Annotated in this window: 17 protein-coding genes; 4 read left to right on the top strand and 13 right to left on the bottom strand. The window is 64.9% G+C overall.

The genetic code is table 11. The features are described from left to right. From NG900_RS14525 to NG900_RS14510, 4 genes are all read left to right on the top strand, one after another. Positions 1-1,188, top strand: coding sequence for an aminotransferase class V-fold PLP-dependent enzyme (locus NG900_RS14525; protein ID WP_252681560.1), 1,188 nt, complete (start codon positions 1-3; stop codon positions 1,186-1,188). Between the two features lie 33 nt (positions 1,189-1,221). After that, on the top strand, positions 1,222-1,977 hold the full coding sequence (pepE, locus tag NG900_RS14520) for a dipeptidase PepE (RefSeq protein WP_252681559.1): 756 nt from the start codon (positions 1,222-1,224) through the stop codon (positions 1,975-1,977). A gap of 48 nt (positions 1,978-2,025) precedes the next feature. Next, entirely contained in the window at positions 2,026-3,174 is a 1,149-nt protein-coding gene (locus NG900_RS14515; RefSeq protein ID WP_252681557.1) for a porin, read from the top strand. A 77-nt stretch (positions 3,175-3,251) separates the two neighbouring features. Then, on the top strand, positions 3,252-4,217 hold the full coding sequence (locus NG900_RS14510) for a DUF1177 domain-containing protein (protein WP_252681555.1): 966 nt from the start codon (positions 3,252-3,254) through the stop codon (positions 4,215-4,217). 315 nt (positions 4,218-4,532) lie between these two features. Here the strand turns inward: NG900_RS14510 and flhB are convergent, their stop codons facing one another. The 13 genes from flhB to motB all read right to left on the bottom strand — a co-directional run bounded on the left by flhB (position 4,533) and on the right by motB (position 20,564). Further along, entirely contained in the window at positions 4,533-5,684 is a 1,152-nt protein-coding gene (flhB, locus tag NG900_RS14505) for a flagellar biosynthesis protein FlhB (RefSeq protein WP_252681553.1), read from the bottom strand. Positions 5,685-5,869: 185 nt separating this feature from the next. Further along, entirely contained in the window at positions 5,870-7,609 is a 1,740-nt protein-coding gene (locus NG900_RS14500; RefSeq protein ID WP_252681551.1) for a GGDEF domain-containing protein, read from the bottom strand. Positions 7,610-8,221: 612 nt separating this feature from the next. Then, the gene (gene cheZ / locus NG900_RS14495; RefSeq protein WP_252681549.1) at positions 8,222-8,884 is read right to left on the bottom strand and encodes a protein phosphatase CheZ; all 663 of its coding nucleotides are present in this window, start codon (positions 8,882-8,884) and stop codon (positions 8,222-8,224) included. Beyond that, a complete protein-coding gene (cheY, locus tag NG900_RS14490; protein ID WP_252681546.1) occupies positions 8,884-9,288 on the bottom strand; it encodes a chemotaxis response regulator CheY in 405 nt (134 codons plus the stop codon). The genes cheZ and cheY overlap by 1 nt, the downstream gene beginning before the upstream one ends. A gap of 148 nt (positions 9,289-9,436) precedes the next feature. Further along, the gene (locus NG900_RS14485) at positions 9,437-10,570 is read right to left on the bottom strand and encodes a protein-glutamate methylesterase/protein-glutamine glutaminase (protein ID WP_252681543.1); all 1,134 of its coding nucleotides are present in this window, start codon (positions 10,568-10,570) and stop codon (positions 9,437-9,439) included. Between the two features lie 38 nt (positions 10,571-10,608). Further along, on the bottom strand, positions 10,609-11,226 hold the full coding sequence (gene cheD, locus NG900_RS14480; RefSeq protein WP_252682151.1) for a chemoreceptor glutamine deamidase CheD: 618 nt from the start codon (positions 11,224-11,226) through the stop codon (positions 10,609-10,611). Between the two features lie 92 nt (positions 11,227-11,318). Next, positions 11,319-12,200, bottom strand: coding sequence for a CheR family methyltransferase (locus NG900_RS14475; protein WP_252682149.1), 882 nt, complete (start codon positions 12,198-12,200; stop codon positions 11,319-11,321). Between the two features lie 106 nt (positions 12,201-12,306). Next, positions 12,307-14,196: a methyl-accepting chemotaxis protein gene (locus NG900_RS14470; RefSeq protein WP_252682147.1), complete on the bottom strand. Its 1,890-nt coding sequence runs from the start codon at positions 14,194-14,196 to the stop codon at positions 12,307-12,309. Between the two features lie 228 nt (positions 14,197-14,424). Then, complete coding sequence (locus tag NG900_RS14465; RefSeq protein ID WP_252681541.1) at positions 14,425-16,266, bottom strand: methyl-accepting chemotaxis protein; 1,842 nt, start codon at positions 16,264-16,266, stop codon at positions 14,425-14,427. Positions 16,267-16,393: 127 nt separating this feature from the next. Next, on the bottom strand, positions 16,394-16,885 hold the full coding sequence (locus NG900_RS14460; protein ID WP_009240463.1) for a chemotaxis protein CheW: 492 nt from the start codon (positions 16,883-16,885) through the stop codon (positions 16,394-16,396). A gap of 83 nt (positions 16,886-16,968) precedes the next feature. Next, positions 16,969-19,152 carry a chemotaxis protein CheA gene (cheA, locus tag NG900_RS14455; protein ID WP_252681539.1) on the bottom strand — a complete coding sequence of 728 codons (2,184 nt, stop codon included), beginning with the start codon at positions 19,150-19,152 and terminating at the stop codon, positions 16,969-16,971. Positions 19,153-19,168: 16 nt separating this feature from the next. Beyond that, complete coding sequence (locus NG900_RS14450; protein WP_252681537.1) at positions 19,169-19,591, bottom strand: response regulator; 423 nt, start codon at positions 19,589-19,591, stop codon at positions 19,169-19,171. A gap of 25 nt (positions 19,592-19,616) precedes the next feature. Beyond that, complete coding sequence (gene motB / locus NG900_RS14445; protein ID WP_252681535.1) at positions 19,617-20,564, bottom strand: flagellar motor protein MotB; 948 nt, start codon at positions 20,562-20,564, stop codon at positions 19,617-19,619. Between the last annotated feature and the right edge of the window lie 63 nt (positions 20,565-20,627).

The following is a 20,627-nucleotide window of genomic DNA, read 5'->3' as shown; positions in this document are numbered from 1 at the left end:
ATGGATATCCAAGCCATTCGTCAGGACACGCCACTCACGCTGTCGACGATCTACCTCGATACGGCCGCCGCGTCGCTGCCGCCCGACAGCGTGCTCGACACCGTGCGCCGCTACGTGCTCGACACGGGGCACATCGGCATCTACCTGCCGGCGTTCCGCAAGGAAACCTACGCCCGCGTCGATGCCGTGCGCACGCAACTGGCCGCGTTCCTGAACGCGCAGGCAAGCGAGATCGCCTTCACCAAGAATGCGTCCGAGGCCATCTCGCTGGTGGCGCAAGGCATCGACTGGCGAGCCGGCGACGAGATTCTCGTGGCCGACACCGAGATGCTCAGCAACCTGCTGCCGTGGAAGCGGCTGGAAGCCACGCGCGGCGTGGTGGTGAAGATGGTGGCCGCCGATGCCGAAGGCGTGCTCTCCCCCACAGCGTTTGCCGCCGCCATGACGCCGCGCACGCGGCTGGTGACGTTCTCGCATCTGCCCAACTCGACCGGCGCGCTGCAGGATGCGGCCGCCATCTGCGCGGTAGCACGCGAACACGGTGCCCTCTCACTCGTCAACGCATCGCAGAGCGCCGGCATGGTGAAGACCGACGTGGCCGCGCTCGGCTGCGACTTCCTCGCGGGCTGCGGGCGCAAGGCGCTGCGCGCTACCGAGGGCTCAGGCTTCCTGTACGTCAAGGCATCGCTGATCGAGTCGCTAGAGCCCGCGCTCACCGGCTGGTGGAACGGCGCCTACGACCGCGCGACCGGCAACATCGGCTTTGTCGCAGGCGCACGGCGCTTTGAAGCGGGCTGCCCGATCGTGCCGGCCATCCTCGGGCTGGGCGCTGCGCTCGACTACGCAAGCCAAGTCGGCGTCGATGCCATCGAAGCCCGCTTGCGCGAGCTGACGGCCTATGCCGTGCGCGTGTTCTCGAACATTCCGGGCATCGAAATCTACGGCCCGAAAAACGCTGCGCAACGCATCGGCATCGTGCCCTTCAACGTGCGCGGCGTGGACCCGGCCACCATCGTTGCGGCGCTGGAGCAGCAGAACTGCATCATCGAATCGGGCAACTTCATGGCCGACGCCATCCTCGCGCGCTATGGCGTGAGCACGATGGCGCGCGTCTCGCTGCACTACTTCAACACGCACGAAGAAATCGACCGCGTGGCCGCGCTCATCACCAGCGCGATCGCGCACTGAACCGCAATTGTCATCAAACGGATTGGATGGATCATGACCCAACGCATTCTGCTGATGAGCAGCTCCCGCAAGGACGCGCTCGGCTACCTCGAACACGCCACCGACCAGATTCACACGCTGCTCAAGCACGAGAAGCGCAAGGTGGTGTTCGTGCCCTTCGCGGGCGTGACGTTCAGCTTCGACACGTACGAAGGCATCGTCAAACCCGTGTTCGAACAGCTCGGTTACGAGCTCGAAGCCTTGCACCACAGCAGCGACCCGCGCCGCACGATCGAGAACGCCGATGCCATTGCCGTGGGCGGCGGCAACACCTTCGCGCTGCTCAAGCGCATGTATGACGCCAACATCGTCGACACCATCCGCGCCAAGGTGCGCGCCGGCACGCCGTACGTCGGCTGGAGCGCCGGCAGCAACGTCGCCTGCCCGACCATCCGCACCACCAACGACATGCCCATCGTGCAGCCGCCGACGCTGCGTGCGCTGGGGCTGGTGCCGTTCCAGATCAACCCGCACTTCATCAGCGGCAAACCCGCCGGCCACAACGGTGAAAGCCGCGAAGAGCGCCTGGCCGAGTTCCTCGACATCAACGCGCCGGAACAGGTGTTTGCCCTGCCCGAAGGCTCGGCGCTGTATGCAGACGGCACCACGGGCACCGTGCTCGGCGAGCGCGGCGCACTGATCTTCCCGGCCAAAGACCAGATCGAGCGCCTGGCAGAAAACGCATCGTTCCCGCTCACCCGCATTCAAGGCCCGGCCGACATGGCGTCCTGGCCCGAATTCCGCATCTAACCCCACGACAACAACATCGTCGCCACGCGACGCAGGAGACATCTGTTCATGAAGAAGGTCAGCGCAGCAATCGCAGTGCTCATGGCTACGGCAGGCACCGCACAGGCCCAATCGTCCGGTTTGACGCTGTATGGCGTCATCGACGCGGCACTGAGTTTCCAGACGCACGCCAACCCGGGCCGCGATTCGATCTACGGGTTGCAGCAGGGCGGTGAGGGCTTCCTCTCGGGCAGCCGCTTCGGCTTCAAGGGCAATGAAGACCTGGGTGGCGGCTGGAAGGCTGGCTTCACGCTGGAGAACGGCTTCCTGGCCGACACCGGCAAGCTCGACCAGCAAGGCCAGCTGTTCGGCCGCCAGGCCTTCGTGAAGATCGGCCACGACCGCTATGGCGAGATCGCACTCGGCCGCCAGTACACCACCGGCAACACGATGATGTACTACGTCGATCCGCTCGGTGTGGGCGCGGCGCCGTCCAACTCGTGGCAGGTCTACCTGGTCGGCCAGCGTTATGACAACGCCATCAGCTACACCGGCACCTACGGCCCGTGGCAAGTGATTGCCGAAGCGGCACTCGGCGAGCAGGCCGGCCATGGCAGCGCACGTTCGTCGATGTCGCTCGGCGTGAAATATGCGCAAGGCCCGCTCACGGTGATCGGCGATGCGCAGCAGACCAACGACACCCAGAGCCGCCACGCACGCATCTACATGGGTGGCGCCAAACTGGCCGTGGGCAACGCCAACCTGTTTGCCAACTACGTGCACAGCAGCCGCGACGCCGGCTTCGATTCGTCCAACGGCGGCACCGATACGGCATCGATCACCAGCATGGCCTCGGGCTCGCCGACGGCGGCGGTTGGCATCAACTCGGTGTTCGCCTCGCAGCGGCGCGATGATTTCTACACGGTGGGCGCGAACTACCGTGTCACGCCCGCCTGGCTGCTGACCGCGGCGCTGATGCAGAACTTCACCCGCGCTGACAACTTCAGCGGCTCGCGCAGCACGCTGTATGGCGTGGCCGACTACAGCTTCAGCAAGCGCACCGATGTGTACGTGGCCGCCGTTTATGAACGCGCGCACGGCGGATGGTCGGGCCTGTTCGGCAACACCACGACAAACGCGGCCGCCGCATCGGGGCAGGCACTCAACGGCAGCAACAACCAGATTTCCGCGCTGGTCGGCTTGCGCCATCTCTTCTGACATGACGCGCGTCACCCGCCCCACGATGCACGGCGCGGGTGACGTGCGCTTGTCGCCAACCCTACTCAGGAGCACCCATGGCATTGCAGCAGACGCTGGCGGTCTATGAAGCGCTGGATACCGCTTCGGCCAACGGCAAGACCATTGAATCGATGTTTGCCCCGTATGCCGAATCCGGCGTCACGGTGGAAGTCACGACCGTCTACAACGAGAAGCCCGAAGACACGCGCAAGACCACCGATTTCATCAAGATCACCATCCCGGGCACTGAGGGCAAGACCGCCGGCGGCAAGGCCCGCACGCTGGGCGTGATCGGCCGCAACGGCGCGGTGGGCGCGCATCCGGCACGCATCGGCATGGTGTCGGACGCGGACGGCCCGATCGCCTCGATTGCCGTGGCGCTCAAGCTGGCGCAAATGCACGCCAAGGGCGACAAGCTGACCGGCGACGTCATCGTCACCACGCACATCTCGACCGACGTGTCGATGACCGACAACGGCGGCATTCCGTTCATGGGCATGCCGGTGTCGTCCGACACCATGAACCGGTACGAAGTGTCGGCGGACATGGACGCCATCCTCTCGATCGACGCCTCCAAGGGCAACCGCATCGTCAAGCATCGCGGGTTCGCGCTGTCGCCCACGGCCATGCAAGGGTACGTGCTGCGCATGGCGCCCGATCTGGTGGCAATCATGGAATCGACCACGGGTGAACCGGCCGTGACGTTCCCGATCTCCATCCAGGACATCACCCCGTATCACAACGGCCTGTACCACTTCAACAGCATCATGCAGCCGCACGCGGCCACGGATAAGCCCGTGGTGGGCGTGGCCATCACCGCGCAGTCGGTCGTGGGCGGCAGCGATTCGAGCGCCAGCCACGAGATCGACCTGGCCGAGTCCGTGCGCTTCTCGATTGAAGTGGCCAAGCGCTTCACGCGTGGCCAATGCGAGTTCTACGACGCAGCGGAATGGACGAAGATCCGCGCCATGTACCCGGACCTGAGCGTGTTCCAGACCTACGGAAACGGCGGCAAGCAATAACAGCATGGCGCCGGCACCTTGAGCGCCAGCATCGGGGCTTTGAGAACCGGCGTCGAAGCTTTTAGAGCCAGCGTCGGGTGTCATCAGAGCCAGCTTCGAGGCTCGAAGAGCCTGCGCCGGCTCTTTTAGAACCAGCGGTTGCGTCTTGGCGATGCGCCACTGGCTCTTCAAGAGCCAGCACTGGGTCTTTGCGACCCGCTACCGCGTCTTTTTGAGCCGCCACCGGGTCTCCTCAGCATCAGCGACGGCACTCTGGGAGCCAGCACCGGCGCTTTTAGCGCCACCTTCGGGTCTTGGAGACGCGGGGGCGACGCTTCATGCGTCTTCCGGTTCGACGGAAGGCCCTGGGTCCATATCCGCCGGCACCGGCAAGTCGGTCGGCCGCACCGGCGCCCGCCCGCCCACCTGGTGCATGCGGCGAAGTTGATACACATACGCCAGCACCTCGGCCACCGCCGCGTACAGCGCCTCCGGAATCTGGTGCCCGATCTCGGTATGCCGGTACAGCGCACGCGCCAGCGGTGGCGCCTCCAGAATGGGAATCTTGTGCTCGGCACCCAGCTCGCGGATCTTGGCAGCCACCATGTCGGCCCCCTTGGCAACCACGCGCGGCGCGCCGCCCTCCTTCTCGGAATAGCGCAGCGCCACGGCGTAGTGCGTCGGGTTGGTAACGATCACATCGGCCTTGGGCACGTCGGCCATCATGCGGCGCTGGGCCACCTGGCGCTGCATGGCGCGGATGCGGCCCTTGACGTGCGGATCGCCCTCGGACTCGCGATGCTCCTTGCGCACCTCTTCCTTGGTCATGCGGTGCTTGCGTGCGTATTGCCACAATGACAGCGGCACATCCACCGCAGCCACCAGCATCATCACGGCGGCCATGCACAGGAAGGCCACACCGGCCACGTGCAGCGTGTCGCGCATGCCAACGCCCAGGTCCCGCTGGGGCAGTTCGATCAGGTCGCCACGGTAGTACCGGATCAGCATCCAGCCCACGCCGGCAATCAGCAACAGCTTGATCAACAGGCGCGGCAGCTCCAGCAGCCCTTCCACCGAAAACATGCGCGTCAGGCCCTGCAGCTTGAACAGGCGCGAGATGTCGGGCGTCAGCGGCTTGAAGGAAATCGCCCCGCGCGTGAGCGCCAGCGGCGACAGCGCCGCAATCAGGAGCATCACCATCAGCCCGCCCAGCACCATGCCCAGCGGCGTGAACTGCGCGGCCACGTAGGCCCATTGGTCCTGCCCGCGGGTGTAGTCGTAACGGTGGAATTCCAGGCAGCGCGCCAGAAAGGACGAAGCCGCCCGGACAATCGAGTCGCCCATCACCCATAAACCGCCCGCGCCCACCGCCATCAGGGCGAACGAACCCAGCTCCCGCGATCTGGGAACGTCGCCTTCCTCGCGCGCCTGCTCGAGGCGCCTCGGTGAGGCGGCTTCAGTTTTTTCGAGATCGCTTTCTTCGGACATGCCGGGCGTGCGAGGGATGGACAGATCACGTCGACCCCATGGCCGACCGTCGCATTATTGCGGTGTGCCGCCCTGGATAAACGGCGGAAAAAGCCGTCGTGAAGGGGCTTTTTCCGCAGAATGACCCGTCTACGGGAAGGTGGCCGCCCCGTTCTCCGCCCCCTCGGCCCCTTGCCACGCCAGCTTCAAAGGCCGACGTGCGCTTCCGACCTGTGCCGCGCCCGTGCGCGTCGTGGCCCGTCAAGCTCCCTTCGGTCGTCGCCATGCGTAGCGTGGGTGTCCGACATCCGGAGGAATCGATGGGTGTGCATTGCGTCTTTCTTGTCGAGGTACATCGCAAGGTCCCCACGATGCAGCAGCGCATCGACGCTATCGCCCGCCTCGGCCTGGGCCACACCCAGGCTGATGGATACGCGCAGACCGGGTGAGATGGCCTCCCAGTCGAAATCGCGCACCGCACAGACGATGCGCAGGCAAATCTGGGCGGCCAACGCGCAGTCCGTCCGCGTGAACAGCACGACAAATTCGTCACCCGCCAGCCGGGCCGGCAGGTCATCTTCGCGCACCTGCGCCGAGAGAATGGAAGCCAGTGCGCTGAGGACACGGTCCCCTACCGCATGGCCGAATCGGTCGTTGATTGCCTTGAATCCGTCCACGTCGATGAACGCGATGCTCACAGCCTGGCCCAAGTCGGATGCCAGTCGCAATGCGTTCGACAGGTTCTGCTCCAGGCAGCGCCGGTTGGCGATACGGGTCAAGGCATCTTCAAAGGACCAGCGCTCGAACTGCCGGGAATTCATCTTGAGCTCGAGCAGTTCTGCCTCGGACTGGCGCGCAGTCAGCTGCCATCCGACCACGCGCGCGCGGCTGGCGAGATTGTCCGCACGCACGCGCCGCTCCAGACACCACAGTTGGCGCAGCGCCTGGCCCGCAAGTGCCTCCAGCCCCTGGCGCTCGTGGATGTGGTGCAAGAGCAGGTAACCCATTCTGCTCAGTTGCTCGTGTGCGCGCTTGTCCGAGGCCGCCGTCATTCGCGTGACAAGCGCCTGTGCGGCTGTCCAATCCTGCCGCACGCACGCGATTTCGGCTTCCAGCCAGTCGGCGTAGGCATTGAGCCACAGGGTGAAGCCAAGCTTGCCCAGAGACGCACGCGCGGCTCGCAACTCGGCATCGGCCGTGCTCGCGTCGCCACGCCAGCACGCCAGGAACCCCGCGATCACGCACGACATGACGGGCCCCATCAAGCCGAAGCCGGATGCCAGAAACGTTGCCGCGCCGCCCTCTTCCATGCGGCGATATTCACCGACCAGCTGATCTAGCCGCTCCAGGTCTGGCTGGTGGCCGGCCTCATAACGCCCCTTGGCGAGGCGCAACTGCTCGGCGAAAGCACGGTTCAGGCACGGCTGGTACGCGCTGCGTATCGGCGCGCAATGCCGCGCGACCTCGCAGGCCCGTGCGCAGGCGTCGTCCGCCTCAGAGAAGTACCCGCCCCACGCGCATACCACCCCCAGGCAGTTGAACGCCAGTGCCAGTTGGTGGGGCGAGCCGTGCTGCTCGGCCAGCTTCACACCCAGCAATGCCGCCTCGAGCGCCTCGATATCGCGACCGAGCATGATGGAGGTATGCGCAAGCGTGTTCAGCGCGTCGATCTCCCCCGCGATGTCGCCTGTCGCCTGGAAGAGATGCACCGCGCGCTGACTGGTGTCGGCAGCACGTTGCAAACGAAAGGCGAGGCGGTCGCAGTACGCCAGGCAAGCCAGCGCACGCGCCTCCATGGCCGTATCCGCGGCGGCCTTTGCGAGACCCAGCGCCGACTGGGCCAGCGCTCTTGCCCGGTGGGATTCCCCCGCATCAAGCCCCGCGAGCGCCCTCGTTAGCAAGCGCTCGAGGTCATGGCTGAGCGTTTCACCACATGCGGCGCCCATCAGACCGTCTCCCGAGCGCTTGCACGGTATGCCACGACCGGCGCCGGACACAACAGCGCCACCACCGAAGCTGCGATCCGCCGCAGTTGCACATTGCGCGTCATCACCCACCTCCCCGTTTGAGCCCTTCCCTTTCGAAAGCGGGATTAGGCTTTTTTCTCTATCCGAGGCCCATTCGCCAGCGATGCGCGGCTTGCGATGCCGGCTCGATAACGTTGAGGACCAACCGTCTCACCGCAATCTCTGTGCCAAAGCGCAATGCCGTACCGGAGGTGTTCAAATGTGCGCGATCGTCCTTGCGAGAGCACCCATTCCAACGGCATGGGGTGGGATCGAGCGTGCAATGGCCGCTGTCACGTGTTCCGCGTTACGTTCCGAGGTAACGGCAAATCGATGCGCAAGATGCGTCAAGAAAAATGGAGTGCCTCGATTGAGGTAGACCGTAGGGCGTAAGACGTGAGCGGTTCAAAACGATGAGGGTCTGCAACCTCCGCTGAACGCTTCGGCGTCGCACTTCAGGCGTCTTGCCAGCGTGCGTCACCCAATGAAAACGCCCGCCAAAGTGGCGGGCGCCGGCAGCAAACGGGGAGCGTTGATTGCCGATTCAGGTGCTCAGAAGCCGAGGCTTTCCAGCAGGTCGTCCACCTGTTCCTGGCTGCCGACCACGTCTGGGTGGTCCGGATTGATCTGCGGACCATTCAGCAGCGACGACGGCGGTGCTTCCGTGCGCAGATGCTCGGGTGCGTTCTCCAACAGGATTCCCACAAGCTGGCTCTCGATAAGCTGGACAACATCCAGCACCTTCTTGATCACCTGCCCGGTCAAGTCCTGGAAGTCCTGAGCCATCAGGATTTCCATGAGCTGCTGGTTCGTGTCGCGCGTCTTTTGCGGAACGCTGCGCAGGAAGCCGTTGGTCTGGCCGACCAGCTCACGGATCTCTTCGTCGCCAAGCTCGCGGTCCATCCACGATTGCCAGCGTCCGACCAGCGCCTCGGCGTCGGACTCCAGTGCATCCTGCACGGGGCGGGCCGCATCGATGGCGTTGAGCACGCGGGTGGCCGCCTGCTCGGTCATGTTGGCGATGTAGTTGAGGCGGTCGCGTGCGTCGGGAATGGCCGATGCGGCCTTCTCGACGCCCTTGTCCAGGCCCAGCTCACGCATGCTTTCACGCAGCATGCGCGTGAGGTGACCGATGCGCTGGAGCATTTCCGGCATGTCGCCATAGTCGACGCCGCTTGGCTCCGGCGCGTGCGCGCCATCATGCATCTCGCTCATCACGCCCCCGCTTTTTCGAGTTTCTCGAAGATCTTGCCCAGCTTCTCGTCCAGCGTGGCGGCGGTGAAGGGCTTCACCACGTAGCCATTGGCGCCGGCCTGGGCAGCGGCAATGATGTTTTCCTTCTTGGCTTCGGCCGTCACCATCAGCACGGGCAGCTTGCTGATGGACGGATTGGCGTCGCCACGGATGCTCTGCAGCATCTGCAGGCCATCCATGTTGGGCATGTTCCAGTCCGAGATCACGAAATCGAACCGGCCTTCCTTGACCTTGGCCAGGCCGGCGGCGCCGTCTTCGGCTTCATCGACATTGGCAAAGCCAAGTTCCTTGAGCAGGTTACGTACGATCCGGCGCATCGTCGGGAAATCGTCGACGACGAGGAATCGGTACTGGCTCTTGTCCATGGACACAATCTCCGCAAACTAACTGAATTGGGGGGTTTCGGGCTTCCTTGGCAGTGTTATCGGCGCCCGGGGCTGTTTCTTGAGCACCGGAACGCTTCGGGACGCCCCACTGCTGCGGCCCGCGACCACCAACCCCGAGCGTTACCGATCAAACACGCGTCACACGGCCATGGGCTGACAGCCTGGCCAGCACGTGCGGGCCGATCTGGTGCAGCGGCAGAACGTCGTGCACGCCGCCGTGGGCGACGGCTTCCTTGGGCATGCCGTAGACCACGCACGAGGCCTCGTCCTGGGCGACGTTGTAGGCGCCCGCGTTGCGCATTTCCAGCATGCCGGCCGCGCCGTCCTTGCCCATGCCGGTGAGGATCACGCCCAGGGCGTTGGCCCCGGCGTTGCGCGCGGCGGAGCGGAACAGCACGTCCACCGCCGGGCGATGGCGGTTGACGGGCGGCCCTTGGTCCAGCTCGGTGACGTAGTTGGCGCCGCTGCGGCCCAGCGAGAGGTGCATGTCGCCCGGGGCGATATAGGCGTGGCCGGGCAGCACGCGTTCACCATGCACGGCCTCTTTCACGCGGATGCGGCACAGGCCGTCCAGCCGCTTGGCGAACGACGTGGTGAAGCCCGCCGGCATGTGCTGCACGATCAGGATGCCGGGGCAATCGGGCGGCATCTCCAGCAGGAAATCCTTGATGGCCTCGGTGCCGCCGGTGGAAGCGCCCACGATGATGAGCTTTTCCGTCGACGAGAAATGGGTACGGGCGGGTGCCGCAGCGGCATGAACGGCGGGCGCATGCTCGGCGCGAACGTGTGCGCCATGGGCGTGCGCCGGCGCATGGGCGGCCGACACCGGCGCCGCCGCGCGCGGGCGCAGCCGGGCCCGGGCCGCCGCGCGGATCTTGTCGGCGATCTGGTCGGCGTATTCGTTCATGCCGTCGCGCATGCCCAGCTTGGGCTTGGCGACAAAATCCACCGCACCCAGCTCCAGCGCGCGCAGCGTGGCTTCCGAGCCGCGCTCGGTCAGCGACGAGATCATGACCACCGGCGTCGGGCGCAGGCGCATGAGCTTTTCCAGGAAGTCGAGGCCGTCCATCTTCGGCATTTCCACGTCCAGCGTGAGCACGTCCGGATTGGTCTGCTTGATGAGGTCGCGCGCGATGATCGGGTCCGGCGCCACGCCCACCACTTCCATGTCGGGCTGGCTGTTGATGATCTCCTTCAGGATGCTGCGGATCAGTGCGGAATCGTCGATGCACAGCACCTGAATCTTGCGTTTGTCGTTCATATAGGAAGCAAGTCTCAGGAATTACGGGGATTGCGGAATTACGTGAACAGTTGCAGGCGCGAGGCCGGCTTCGTCGTGATGGATTTCGACAGCTTGCTGGCGTACTGGGCTTCGCTGTCCAGCTCAGCGGCCGAGCTTTGCGTGCGCAGCTTGCGCACCATGATCTGCCCGGTGGACGGCACGAAATACACCTTGCGCGGGTGCACGTCGAAGAGGTCCTTGGCGGCCACCGCCAGTCCTTCGTTGCGCAGGAATTCGAGCACGAACTTGCCGTTGCGCTCCCCCACGTCGAGCGTGCTCATGCCGGCCAGCACGGCGGCGCCGCCAAACACCTTGATCTCCAGGTGCTCGCGCCGGGCGCCGGCCTTGTAGAGCTGGTTGAGCAGCACTTCCATGGCATGCGTACCGTAGCGCATGGAGGGCGACAGGATCGATTCGCCTTCGTTGCGCGAGGGCAGCATGAAGTGGTTCATGCCGCCAATGCCGAGGATCTTGTCGCGCACGCAGGCCGACACGCACGAGCCGAGCACCGTCACGAGCATCAGGTCTTCGGTGGTGACGTAGTACTCGCCGGGCAGCACCTTCATGGCGCGGCGGCTGAAGGTGGTGTCGTAATACGCGTGGGTGCTGGCAGCCGATTGCGCGAGCGTGGCCATGGCGCCGGCGCTCATCCCGCCATTCGCGCCGCTGTCGTTGCGCACGGCGTCGGCCACGGATGCACGCGGGGTGGCTTTCTTGCCGAATTCGATCATTTGGTCCCCGCCATCCTGGCGCGCAGCTCGGGCGCGACCTCGTACACGGTCTTGCCGCGCAGCGTCCAGGCCTTGCTGATCTGCAGGAAGCTCTCGGAGTGGCCGGCAAAGAGCAAGCCATCGGGCTTCATCACGTCGATGAAGTGTTCGAGGATCTTCGCCTGCGTCGGCTTATCGAAATAGATCATCACGTTGCGGCAGAAGATCACGTCGAACTTCTGCTGCAGCGGCCAATCGCGGTCGAGCAGGTTGATCTGGCGGAAGTCGATCATGGCCTGCAGCTCGGGCCGCACGCGGGCATAGCCCTCCTGCTTGCCGGTGCCGCGCAGGAAATACTTCTTCAGGCGCTCGGGCGACAGGGCCGACACGCGCTCCATCGGGTAGATGCCGGCGCGGGCGCGGGCCAGCGCGTTCGTGTCGACATCCGATGCGATCACGCTCACCTGCGCCGGATTCATCGAACCAAACGTTTCGGCCAGCGTAATGGCGATCGAATACGGCTCTTCGCCGGTGGACGACGCCGAGCACCACACGGAAAACGGCGTGCGCTTGGCTTTGGCGTGCTCGGCCAGGATCGGAAAGTGATGCTGCTCGCGGAAGAACGCGGTCAGGTTGGTGGTCAGCGCGTTGGTAAAGGCCTCCCACTCGTCGGGCAGGTGGCCTTTTTCCAGCGCATCGAGGTAATCGCGGAACGAGCCGAGGTTGACCACGCGCAGGCGGCGGGCCAGCCGGCTATAGACCATCTCGCTCTTGCGGTCGGACAGCGAAATGCCGACGCGGCGATAGATCAGGTCACGGATGCGGGCGAAATCTTCCGCGGTGAACGAAAACTCACGCGACGAGAGCGTCGATGAGACTGGCGCCAAGGTTTGTGCCATAGCCATATAACTACCCCGTAATTGCGCGGGTCTGACGCCCGCTTTCCATCATTGGCGGGCACCGTTACCGCGGCGCCCGCCAAGTGTGCTGTTGGCGAGGCTGGCGTCAGAACGTGCTCCAGTCATCTTCATCGGCAGAACCGGCGGCCAGCTTGAGGGCCGGGGTGGTTACGGCAGCCGAAACTGCGGCAGCAACCACCGGTGCAACCGGAGAATGTGTCGCTTGAGACGCTTTTTCTACGCTTGGCGAGGTGTCTTTCGAGACCTCAACCTGCGATTTGGCCGCCTTGCGCGAAGACAGGGCGCGGGCCACGGAGGGCACCACTGCGGCTTTCTCCGGACGGACTTCGCTACGGGCGGCGGACGCAACAGGGGCCGCCCGCACCGGAACCTTCACCGGTGCGGCCACGGCCGACTCCGCCGAAGCATCCGTGCGGAACGCCGACACCGCGCCGCGCAGCCGTTGCGCCTGCTCTTCCAGCGACAGCGCCGCGGCGGCCGCCTGTTCCACCAGCGCCGCGTTCTGCTGCGTCACTTCGTCCATCTGGTTCACGGCCTGGTTGACCTGCTCGATGCCGCTGCTCTGCTCATCCGATGCAGCGGAAATCTCGCCCATGATGTCGGTCACGCGGCGCACGGCCACCACCACTTCTTCGATTACCTCGCCGGCCTCGGCCACCAGGGCAGAGCCGTTGCGCACGCGGCCGACCGAATCGCCGATCAGCTCCTTGATCTCCTTGGCCGCCGTGGCGGAACGCTGCGCCAGGCTGCGTACCTCGCCGGCCACCACCGCAAAGCCGCGCCCCTGTTCCCCTGCGCGAGCGGCTTCCACCGCAGCGTTCAGGGCGAGGATGTTGGTCTGGAACGCAATGCCCTCGATCACGCCGATGATGTCGGCAATCTTCTTGCTGCTGTCGTTGATGCCCGCCATGGTTTCCACCACGCGGCCCACGACTTCGCCGCCCTTGACCGCGATGTCCGACGCGCTGCCTGCCAGTTGGCTGGCCTGGCGCGCGTTGTCGGCGTTCTGCTTCACGATGCTCGTGAGTTCTTCCATGCTGGAAGCGGTTTCCTCCAGCGAGGACGCCTGCTCTTCCGTGCGCTGCGACAAGTCGGCATTGCCGGCGGCGATCTGCTTGGTGGCGCTGGCAATGGAATCGGCCGAGCTTTTGATGTTGCCGATGGTGCCGGTCAGCTGTTGCTGCATCTGCGCCATGGCGAACAGCATGCTGTCGCGATCGCCCGGGCGGGTCTGCACGTGCACGGCCAGATCGCCGGCGGCGATGCGGCGGGCGATGTCGGCCGCGTAAGACGGCTCGCCGCCCAACTGGCGCGACAGCCGGCGCGCAATGACCAGGCCCAGCACAATGCCCAGCAAGGCGCCCACGCCGGCCAGCACGATCATCATCATGCGCGAGCGATCCGCATCTTCACGAGCCTTGACGGTGGAGGCGGCGGCCACTTCTTCCACGCGCTTGACCATCTTGTCGATGGTTTTCTCGAACACGGACGTGTCGTCCTGCAGCCCGAAGTTTTCTGCCTCGACGCGGCTGTCGAACTGGCTGATGTCCTCGCCCTGTGCCTCCATGAGCGTGAGGAAATCGCTCATGCGCTTGCTCCAGACGGGGTAGATGGCGTCCACCTCGCGGATCATCTTCTTGCCCTCGTCCGAGGCGAACAGCGGGCGCACGGCATCCACACTGTCTTTCAGGCGCTGCACGTTCGTCTTGACTTCAGCGATGAGCGCCCTGCGATCCGTCATCGTGCCGCTGCTCAACATCCCCGTCTGCGCCCGGGCGGCATGCGAAAGCCCGCTGGCCGCATTGCCCATCTGCGTGATGGCACGCATTTGTTTCTGCGCCAGTTCATCGCTGGCGGCGGTCAATCGCGTGATCGTGTAAATCCCTAGCCCGCCGATGGCCGCACCCATGGCCGCCACGACCAGAAAACCGCCGGTCAATAGTGTGGAGACCGGCAATCGCTTGATCCAACCCATCATCTGTCTACCTCTTCCTTTTTTGTAATGGTCTCCTGCAACCGCTATCGGCCTTTTGGGGAAGGCTCTTTAGAACCGCAGTGGGGTCATGCCTCTTCAGTGGGGGATCGCCCCGCCTCTGTCACGACTTGCCCAGGCAAAAAAAAACCTGCCCCAAGGGGCAGGCTGCACACCACAAAGACGCACGAGAGAGCTTTCGCGAGCAGCGAAGATCCCATGCATACATGGTTAAAAGGTTTCCCAATCGCTATCGTCACCGCCAGCGGCAACGAGCTTTGGGGCTTGCAACTTGGGCGCTTGCGTGGCCGCCTTGGCAACGGCGCCAGCCACGGTGCGCCTGCGCGAATGTTCTTTTGCAGGTGCCCGCGCCGCGGGTGCCGCGGCGGCTTCCACCGGCGTTTCAACCGCCACGGAAGCCGCAGCCTTCGGCTTGGCAACGCGACGCGGCGCGGCCTTGGCGTGCGATGCCGGCTTTGCGGACGCGGGCGCTGCCGCCTTGGGTGCCACAGGGGCCAACTGCGCCCGGTCCTGCGTGCGGAACGCCGCCACCGCATGACGAAGGCCATTGGCCTGCTCCTGCAGCGACATCGCAGCGGCAGCAGCCTGCTCCACCAGCGCAGCGTTCTGCTGGGTGCCCTCGTCCATCTGCGTCACCGCCTGGTTGATCTGCTCGATGCCGGCACTCTGCTCGTCAGACGCCGAGCTGATCTCGCCCATGATGTCCGTCACGCGCTTCACGGCGACAACGACTTCATCGATCACGCTGCCGGCCTCCGCCACCAGCGTGGTGCCGTTCTCAACGCGGCCCACCGAATCGCTGATGAGTTCCTTGATCTCCTTGGCGGCCGTGGCCGAGCGTTGTGCCAGGCTGCGCACTTCCCCCGCCACCACGGCAAAGCCGCGCCCCTGCTCGCCGGCGCGGGCAGCTTCCACTGCGGCATTCAGCGCCAGGATGTTGGTCTGGAACGCAATGCCTTCAATCACGCCGATGATGTCGGCGATTTTCTTGCTGCTTTCATTGATGCCGGCCATGGTGTCCACCACCCGGCCGACCACTTCGCCGCCCTTGACGGCAATGTCTGAAGCGTTGCCGGCCAGCGTGCTGGCCTGGCGCGCGTTGTCGGCGTTCTGGCGCACGATGCTCGTCAGCTCTTCCATGCTCGACGCGGTTTCTTCCAATGCCGAGGCCTGCTGTTCCGTGCGCTGCGACAGATCTGCGTTGCCGGTGGCGATCTGCTGCGTGGCGCTGGCAATCGAATCCGAACCGGAGCGCACCTGCCCCACCATCTTCTGCAGGCTCTCCTGCATGCGCTGCAGGGCCACCAGCAGGCGGCCGGTTTCGTCCATGCGGTCCACGCGGATGGTGTGCGTGAGATCGCCCTGCGTGATGTGCTCGGCCTGCTCGATGGCGCGTGTCAGCGGCAGCGTGATCGAGCGGCGCAGTGCCCACGTCAGCAGCCCGCCAACCACGATGCCGCCCAACAGCAGTGCCATGGTAAGCGCGCTCAGGTTGTCGTGCTCGTGCTGCCCCGTCTCGTATCGGGCCTTGGCCGCCTCCATCTGCATGCGGTTCAGCGCCGCCACCTTGTCACCCAGCGGGCGGTACAGCGCGGGCATGACGTCCATGACCGTCTGGCTGACGCGCGCTTCGTCATGCGCCTGCACGGCCTGCATGAGCACCTGGGTGCCGTCACGCAGGAAGACATTGCGCAGGGTCTCGGCCTCGTCGGCCAGCTTGCGCTCTTCTGCGTTGATGGGCAGCGCGCGGTAGCGCTTCCAGGCGGCGTCGGACTTGTCGAGGAACATCCTGGCGCGCTCCATCGTCTTGTCCATGCCGGGCGTGTTCAGCGACATGGCCGCACGGTCCAGCACGATGCGAAAGCTCAGCAGGTTGGCATCGGACTCGGCCAATGCCACCGTGCCCGCCAGTTGCACGGCATAGATGTCCTGCACGCGGCCGTTGGCGTGCCGCATGCCAATGAGGCCCGTTACCCCCACAACGACGGCGAGCACACCAATGCCCGCCATCATCAGCCCCAGACGGAGCCGGATGCTCATTCTGCTGAACATGCTTTTCTCCCCATGCGGCGCCGCACCTGTTGTGTTGGTGTCTAGTCGCCCACCGAGCGTCCCTGCACGCCCGGGTTACCAGCCGGGGGCACGCAAGCGCGCACCCCGGCCCACGTTCAAGCTGCGATCAGGCAGCCTCGGCCTCGTCGCACAGCGCCATGTCTGCCGACATCAACAAGCGCTCGATGTCCACCAGGATCAGCATGCGCTCGTCGATGGAGCCCAGGCCACGGATGTATTCCGTGTCCAGCGCGCCCGAAAACTCCGGCGCCGGCTTGATCTGCTGGCTTTGCAGCGTCAGCACGTCCGACACGCCGTCCACCACGATGCCGACCACGCGGTCCTTCAAGTTCAGGATGATGACCACGGTGTACTGGTTGTACTCCACGCGGTCGAGCTGGAACTTGATGCGCAGGTCGACGATCGGCACGATGATGCCGCGCAGGTTGATCACGCCCTTGATGAAGTCCGGCGCGTTGGCAATGCGCGTGACGGTTTCGTAGCCGCGAATCTCCTGCACCTTCAGGATGTCGATGCCGTATTCCTCACGGCCCAGCGTGAAGGCCAGATACTCCTCTCCGCCGGTGTCTTCTCCGATCGCGTGTTCCTTGACTTCCATTGCGGCTCCCCTCGGCCCCGTCGGGCCACTAGATTTGAATGCGTTGTTAGGTGGTGAAATCCCACTCGGGCCGGCGTGACCGCTTATGCCGCGGCCATCGCTTCGGTCGAGAACCGGCCTCCGCCCTGCGTATCGCCCATCTCAAGCTTTTCGGCACTAACGGCACGCATGGCGTTTTCTGAATGGCCAGAGCGGGTCTCGCGCATCAGCGCCGACACGTCCACGATCAGCGCCACGCTGCCATCGCCCAGGATGGTCGCGCCCGAGATGCCCGGCACCCGGCGGTAGTTAGTCTCAAGGTTCTTGACCACCACCTGCTGCTGACCGACCAGTTCATCGATCTGCAGGGCGATCTTCTTGCCCTCCGAATCCAGGATGACGACGATGCCTTCCGACGGGTTGGGCAGTGAGGGCGTGATGCGGAAACGCTCATACATGGGCACCAGCGTCAGGTATTCATTGCGCACCTTCAGCAGGCGGCCGCCGCCCGGCACAGCCTTGATGTCTTCGGGGCGCGGCTGCAGCGATTCGGCCACGCACGACAGCGGGAGGATGAACACCTCGTCGCCGGTTTTGACCGACATGCCGTCCAGAATGGCCAGCGTGAGCGGCAGCACGATGCGGATGGTCGTGCCCTTGCCCTTCTGCGACTGGATCTCGACGTAGCCGCCCATCGACTGGATGTTCTGCTTGACCACGTCCATGCCCACGCCACGGCCGGACACGTCCGTCACCTGATCAGCGGTGGAGAAGCCCGGCGCGAAGATCAGCTGGTTGATCTCGTCATCGGTCATGTTGTCCGACACGGGCAGGCCGCGCTCGCGCGCCTTCTTGAGGATCTTGTCGCGGTTCAGGCCCTGGCCGTCGTCACTCACTTCAATGACGATGTTGCCGCCCTGGTGGGCCGCGGACAGCAGCAGTTGGCCGACCGCATCCTTGCCGGCGGCCACGCGGGCCTCGGGCAGTTCGATACCGTGGTCCAGGCTGTTGCGCACCAGGTGCGTGAGCGGATCGATGATGCGTTCGATCAGGCCCTTGTCCAGCTCGGTCGACTTGCCGAACGTCGACAACTCGACCTGCTTGCCGAGCTTGTGCGCCAGGTCGCGCACCAGGCGCGGGAAGCGGTTGAACACGTAGTCCATCGGCATCATGCGGATGGACATGGCGGCTTCCTGCAGGTCGCGTGCATTGCGCGTGAGCTGCGAGAGGCCGGCAAACAGGCGTTCGTTGAGCACCGGGTCGAAGGCCTGCGCGGTTTGCGCCAGCATGGCCTGCGTGATGACGAGTTCGCCTACCAGGTTGATGAGCTGGTCGACCTTCTCCACGCCCACGCGGATCGACGTTTCGGCCGCCACGACCGGCTTGTCGGATGCAGCCGGGCGCGTCGGCATCGGGGCGGCAGCCGCAGCAGCTGCGGCAACGAATGGCGCCTGCGGGGCTTCGTTGGCAGCCGGGGCGTGCGCTTCGGTCTGGGCGGCTGCCGGCGTCGGGGCGGCCACGGCGGCTTCTGCCACCGCCGCCTGCGCCGGAGCCGCGTCGCCCACGTGCGGGGTGATGACGATCTGGTCGGCATCGATGATGAAGCAGCTCACCGCGATGATGTCGTCGGCGGTGCAGGTGCTTTGCAGCACGATGTCGCTGTTGCGGCCGGTGCGCACGTGGCGCAGCACGGTGCCCAGGTGTTTGAGTTCGGTGACGATCAGCTCGCAGTCTTCGTTCGAGACGTTGATGAGCTTGATGTCCAGGCCGCCGTCGGGGGCGCCGACAGGCTCAGCTGCGGGCGCCTCCACAACGACAGGCTCGGGAGCGGCCGCTGCAGGCGCTGCGGCCACCGGAGCCGGTGCGACCGGGGCCGGTTGCGCATCGGCGCTCGCGCCGTCTTCGGCAGCGATGGCGTTGAGCTTGGCCACCATGTATTCGAGCGTGGCCGTATCGATGGGGTGCTCTTGCCGGTAGGCATCAAGTTGGCTTTTCAACACGTCTTTCGTTTCCAGGAAGGCATCCACCATGTTTTCGCGCAGCTGCAGGGTACCGGTGCGGGCGCGGTCCAGAATCGATTCCGCCACATGCGTGAGCTCCGTCATGTGCGTGAAACCGAAGGTTGCGGCACCGCCCTTGATGGAGTGCGCGCAGCGGAAGATGGCGTTCAGATCATCAGAAGAAGGGTTGGCGACATCGAGATTGAGCAGCAGCCGCTCCATGTCGACGAGCAGCTCTTCCGCTTCTTCGAAGAAGGCGCCGAAAAACTGGCTGAGATCGAGATTCATGTCGTGGTCTCTGTCGTTAATGCGCGGAATGTGCGGATGCGGACCCGTGCGTCTGCGCATGCCATTCGAGCAACTGCATCACCGAATCCGTCAGGCCGTCCGGGTCGAACGGCTTAGGCAGGAAGCCGGTTGCGCCCGCTGCGCGGGCCTGGTCGCGGATGGTGCCGTCGGCCTCGGTGGTCAGCATCAGGATGGGGGTGTCGGCATAGGCCGGCAGCGTGCGCAGGGTGCGGATGAGCGTCAGGCCGTCCATCGACGGCATCACCTGGTCGGTGATCACGAGGTGGTGGCTACCCTGGGCAGGATTGCGCGCGACTTCAAGCGCGGCGGTGCCGTCACCGGCTTCCGTCACGGCAAAGCCGCACTCACGCAGGCACGCGGCAATCATGCGGCGGATCGACGTGGAATCGTCCACCACCAGGATGTGTTTCTCACTCATTGACTGTGTCTCCCCTCGGCGCTTCTTATGGCTTGGCCGGTGTCACCACATCAGCCACGCCTGTGGCACGTGCGGCAGCGTCGGTCAGCGTGTCCTTGCCGTCATTGCGCAGATCGGCCACCGGCTCGACCCCACCCGATCGCACGGCTTCGGCAGCGCGTGCATTGAGCACGACGATGCTGATGCGGCGGTTGATCGGGTTGTAGGGATCGGTCTTGTCCAGCGGTACCGATGCCTCCAGGCCCACCACGCGGCTGACCTTCTCGGGCTTCATGCCGCCGGCCACCAGTTCGCGGCGCGATGCGTTGGCGCGGTCGGCCGACAGTTCCCAGTTGCTGTAGCCGTGCTGCGTGGCGTACTGCGTGGCGTCGGTGTGGCCCGACAGGCTGATCGGGTTGGGCACGTCGTTCAGTGCCACGCCCAGTTCGCGCAGGATGGTGCGCATGTACGGCTGCACTTCGGCGCTGGCGTTGGCGAACATCGGCCGGTTCTGCTGGTCGACGATCTGGATGCGCAGGCCTTCGGTGGTCATGTCGATCAGCAACTGGTGCTTGAACTGGCTCATCACCGGGTTCGTCTCGACCATCTCGGCAATCTTCTGCTTGAGCTTGTTCAGCGCCGCGTCGTCGCTCTCGTCGCGGATGTTGCGCTGGCGCTGCACAGTGGGGCTCGGGCTCGGGTTCGGTTGCGGCATGTTCTGCTTGATCGCCGGGCTACCGTTGAGGATGCTCGACTGGTCGCCGGAGCCGGCACCGCCGAACAACGCCACCTTCAGCGGCGTGCGGAAATACGTTTCGACCGACGACAGCTCGGCCTTGGTCACCGAGCTGAGCAACCACATCAGCAGAAAGAACGCCATCATGGCCGTGACGAAATCGGCGTAGGCGATCTTCCACGCGCCACCGTGGTGGCCGTGTCCGCCTTTCTTGTTGCGCCGAATGACAATGAAGGTCGGCGTGTTGGACTTGCTCATGGTCCGTTCCCGTCGGTGTGTGCTGCGTCGTTAATGGCGCGGCTCATTGGCTGCGCTCTTGTG

This window comes from Ralstonia soli, assembly GCF_023955655.1.
Lineage (GTDB): Bacteria > Pseudomonadota > Gammaproteobacteria > Burkholderiales > Burkholderiaceae > Ralstonia > Ralstonia soli.
Note: the sequence above shows the minus strand (reverse complement) of the source record. Positions and strands in the feature narration are given on the sequence as shown.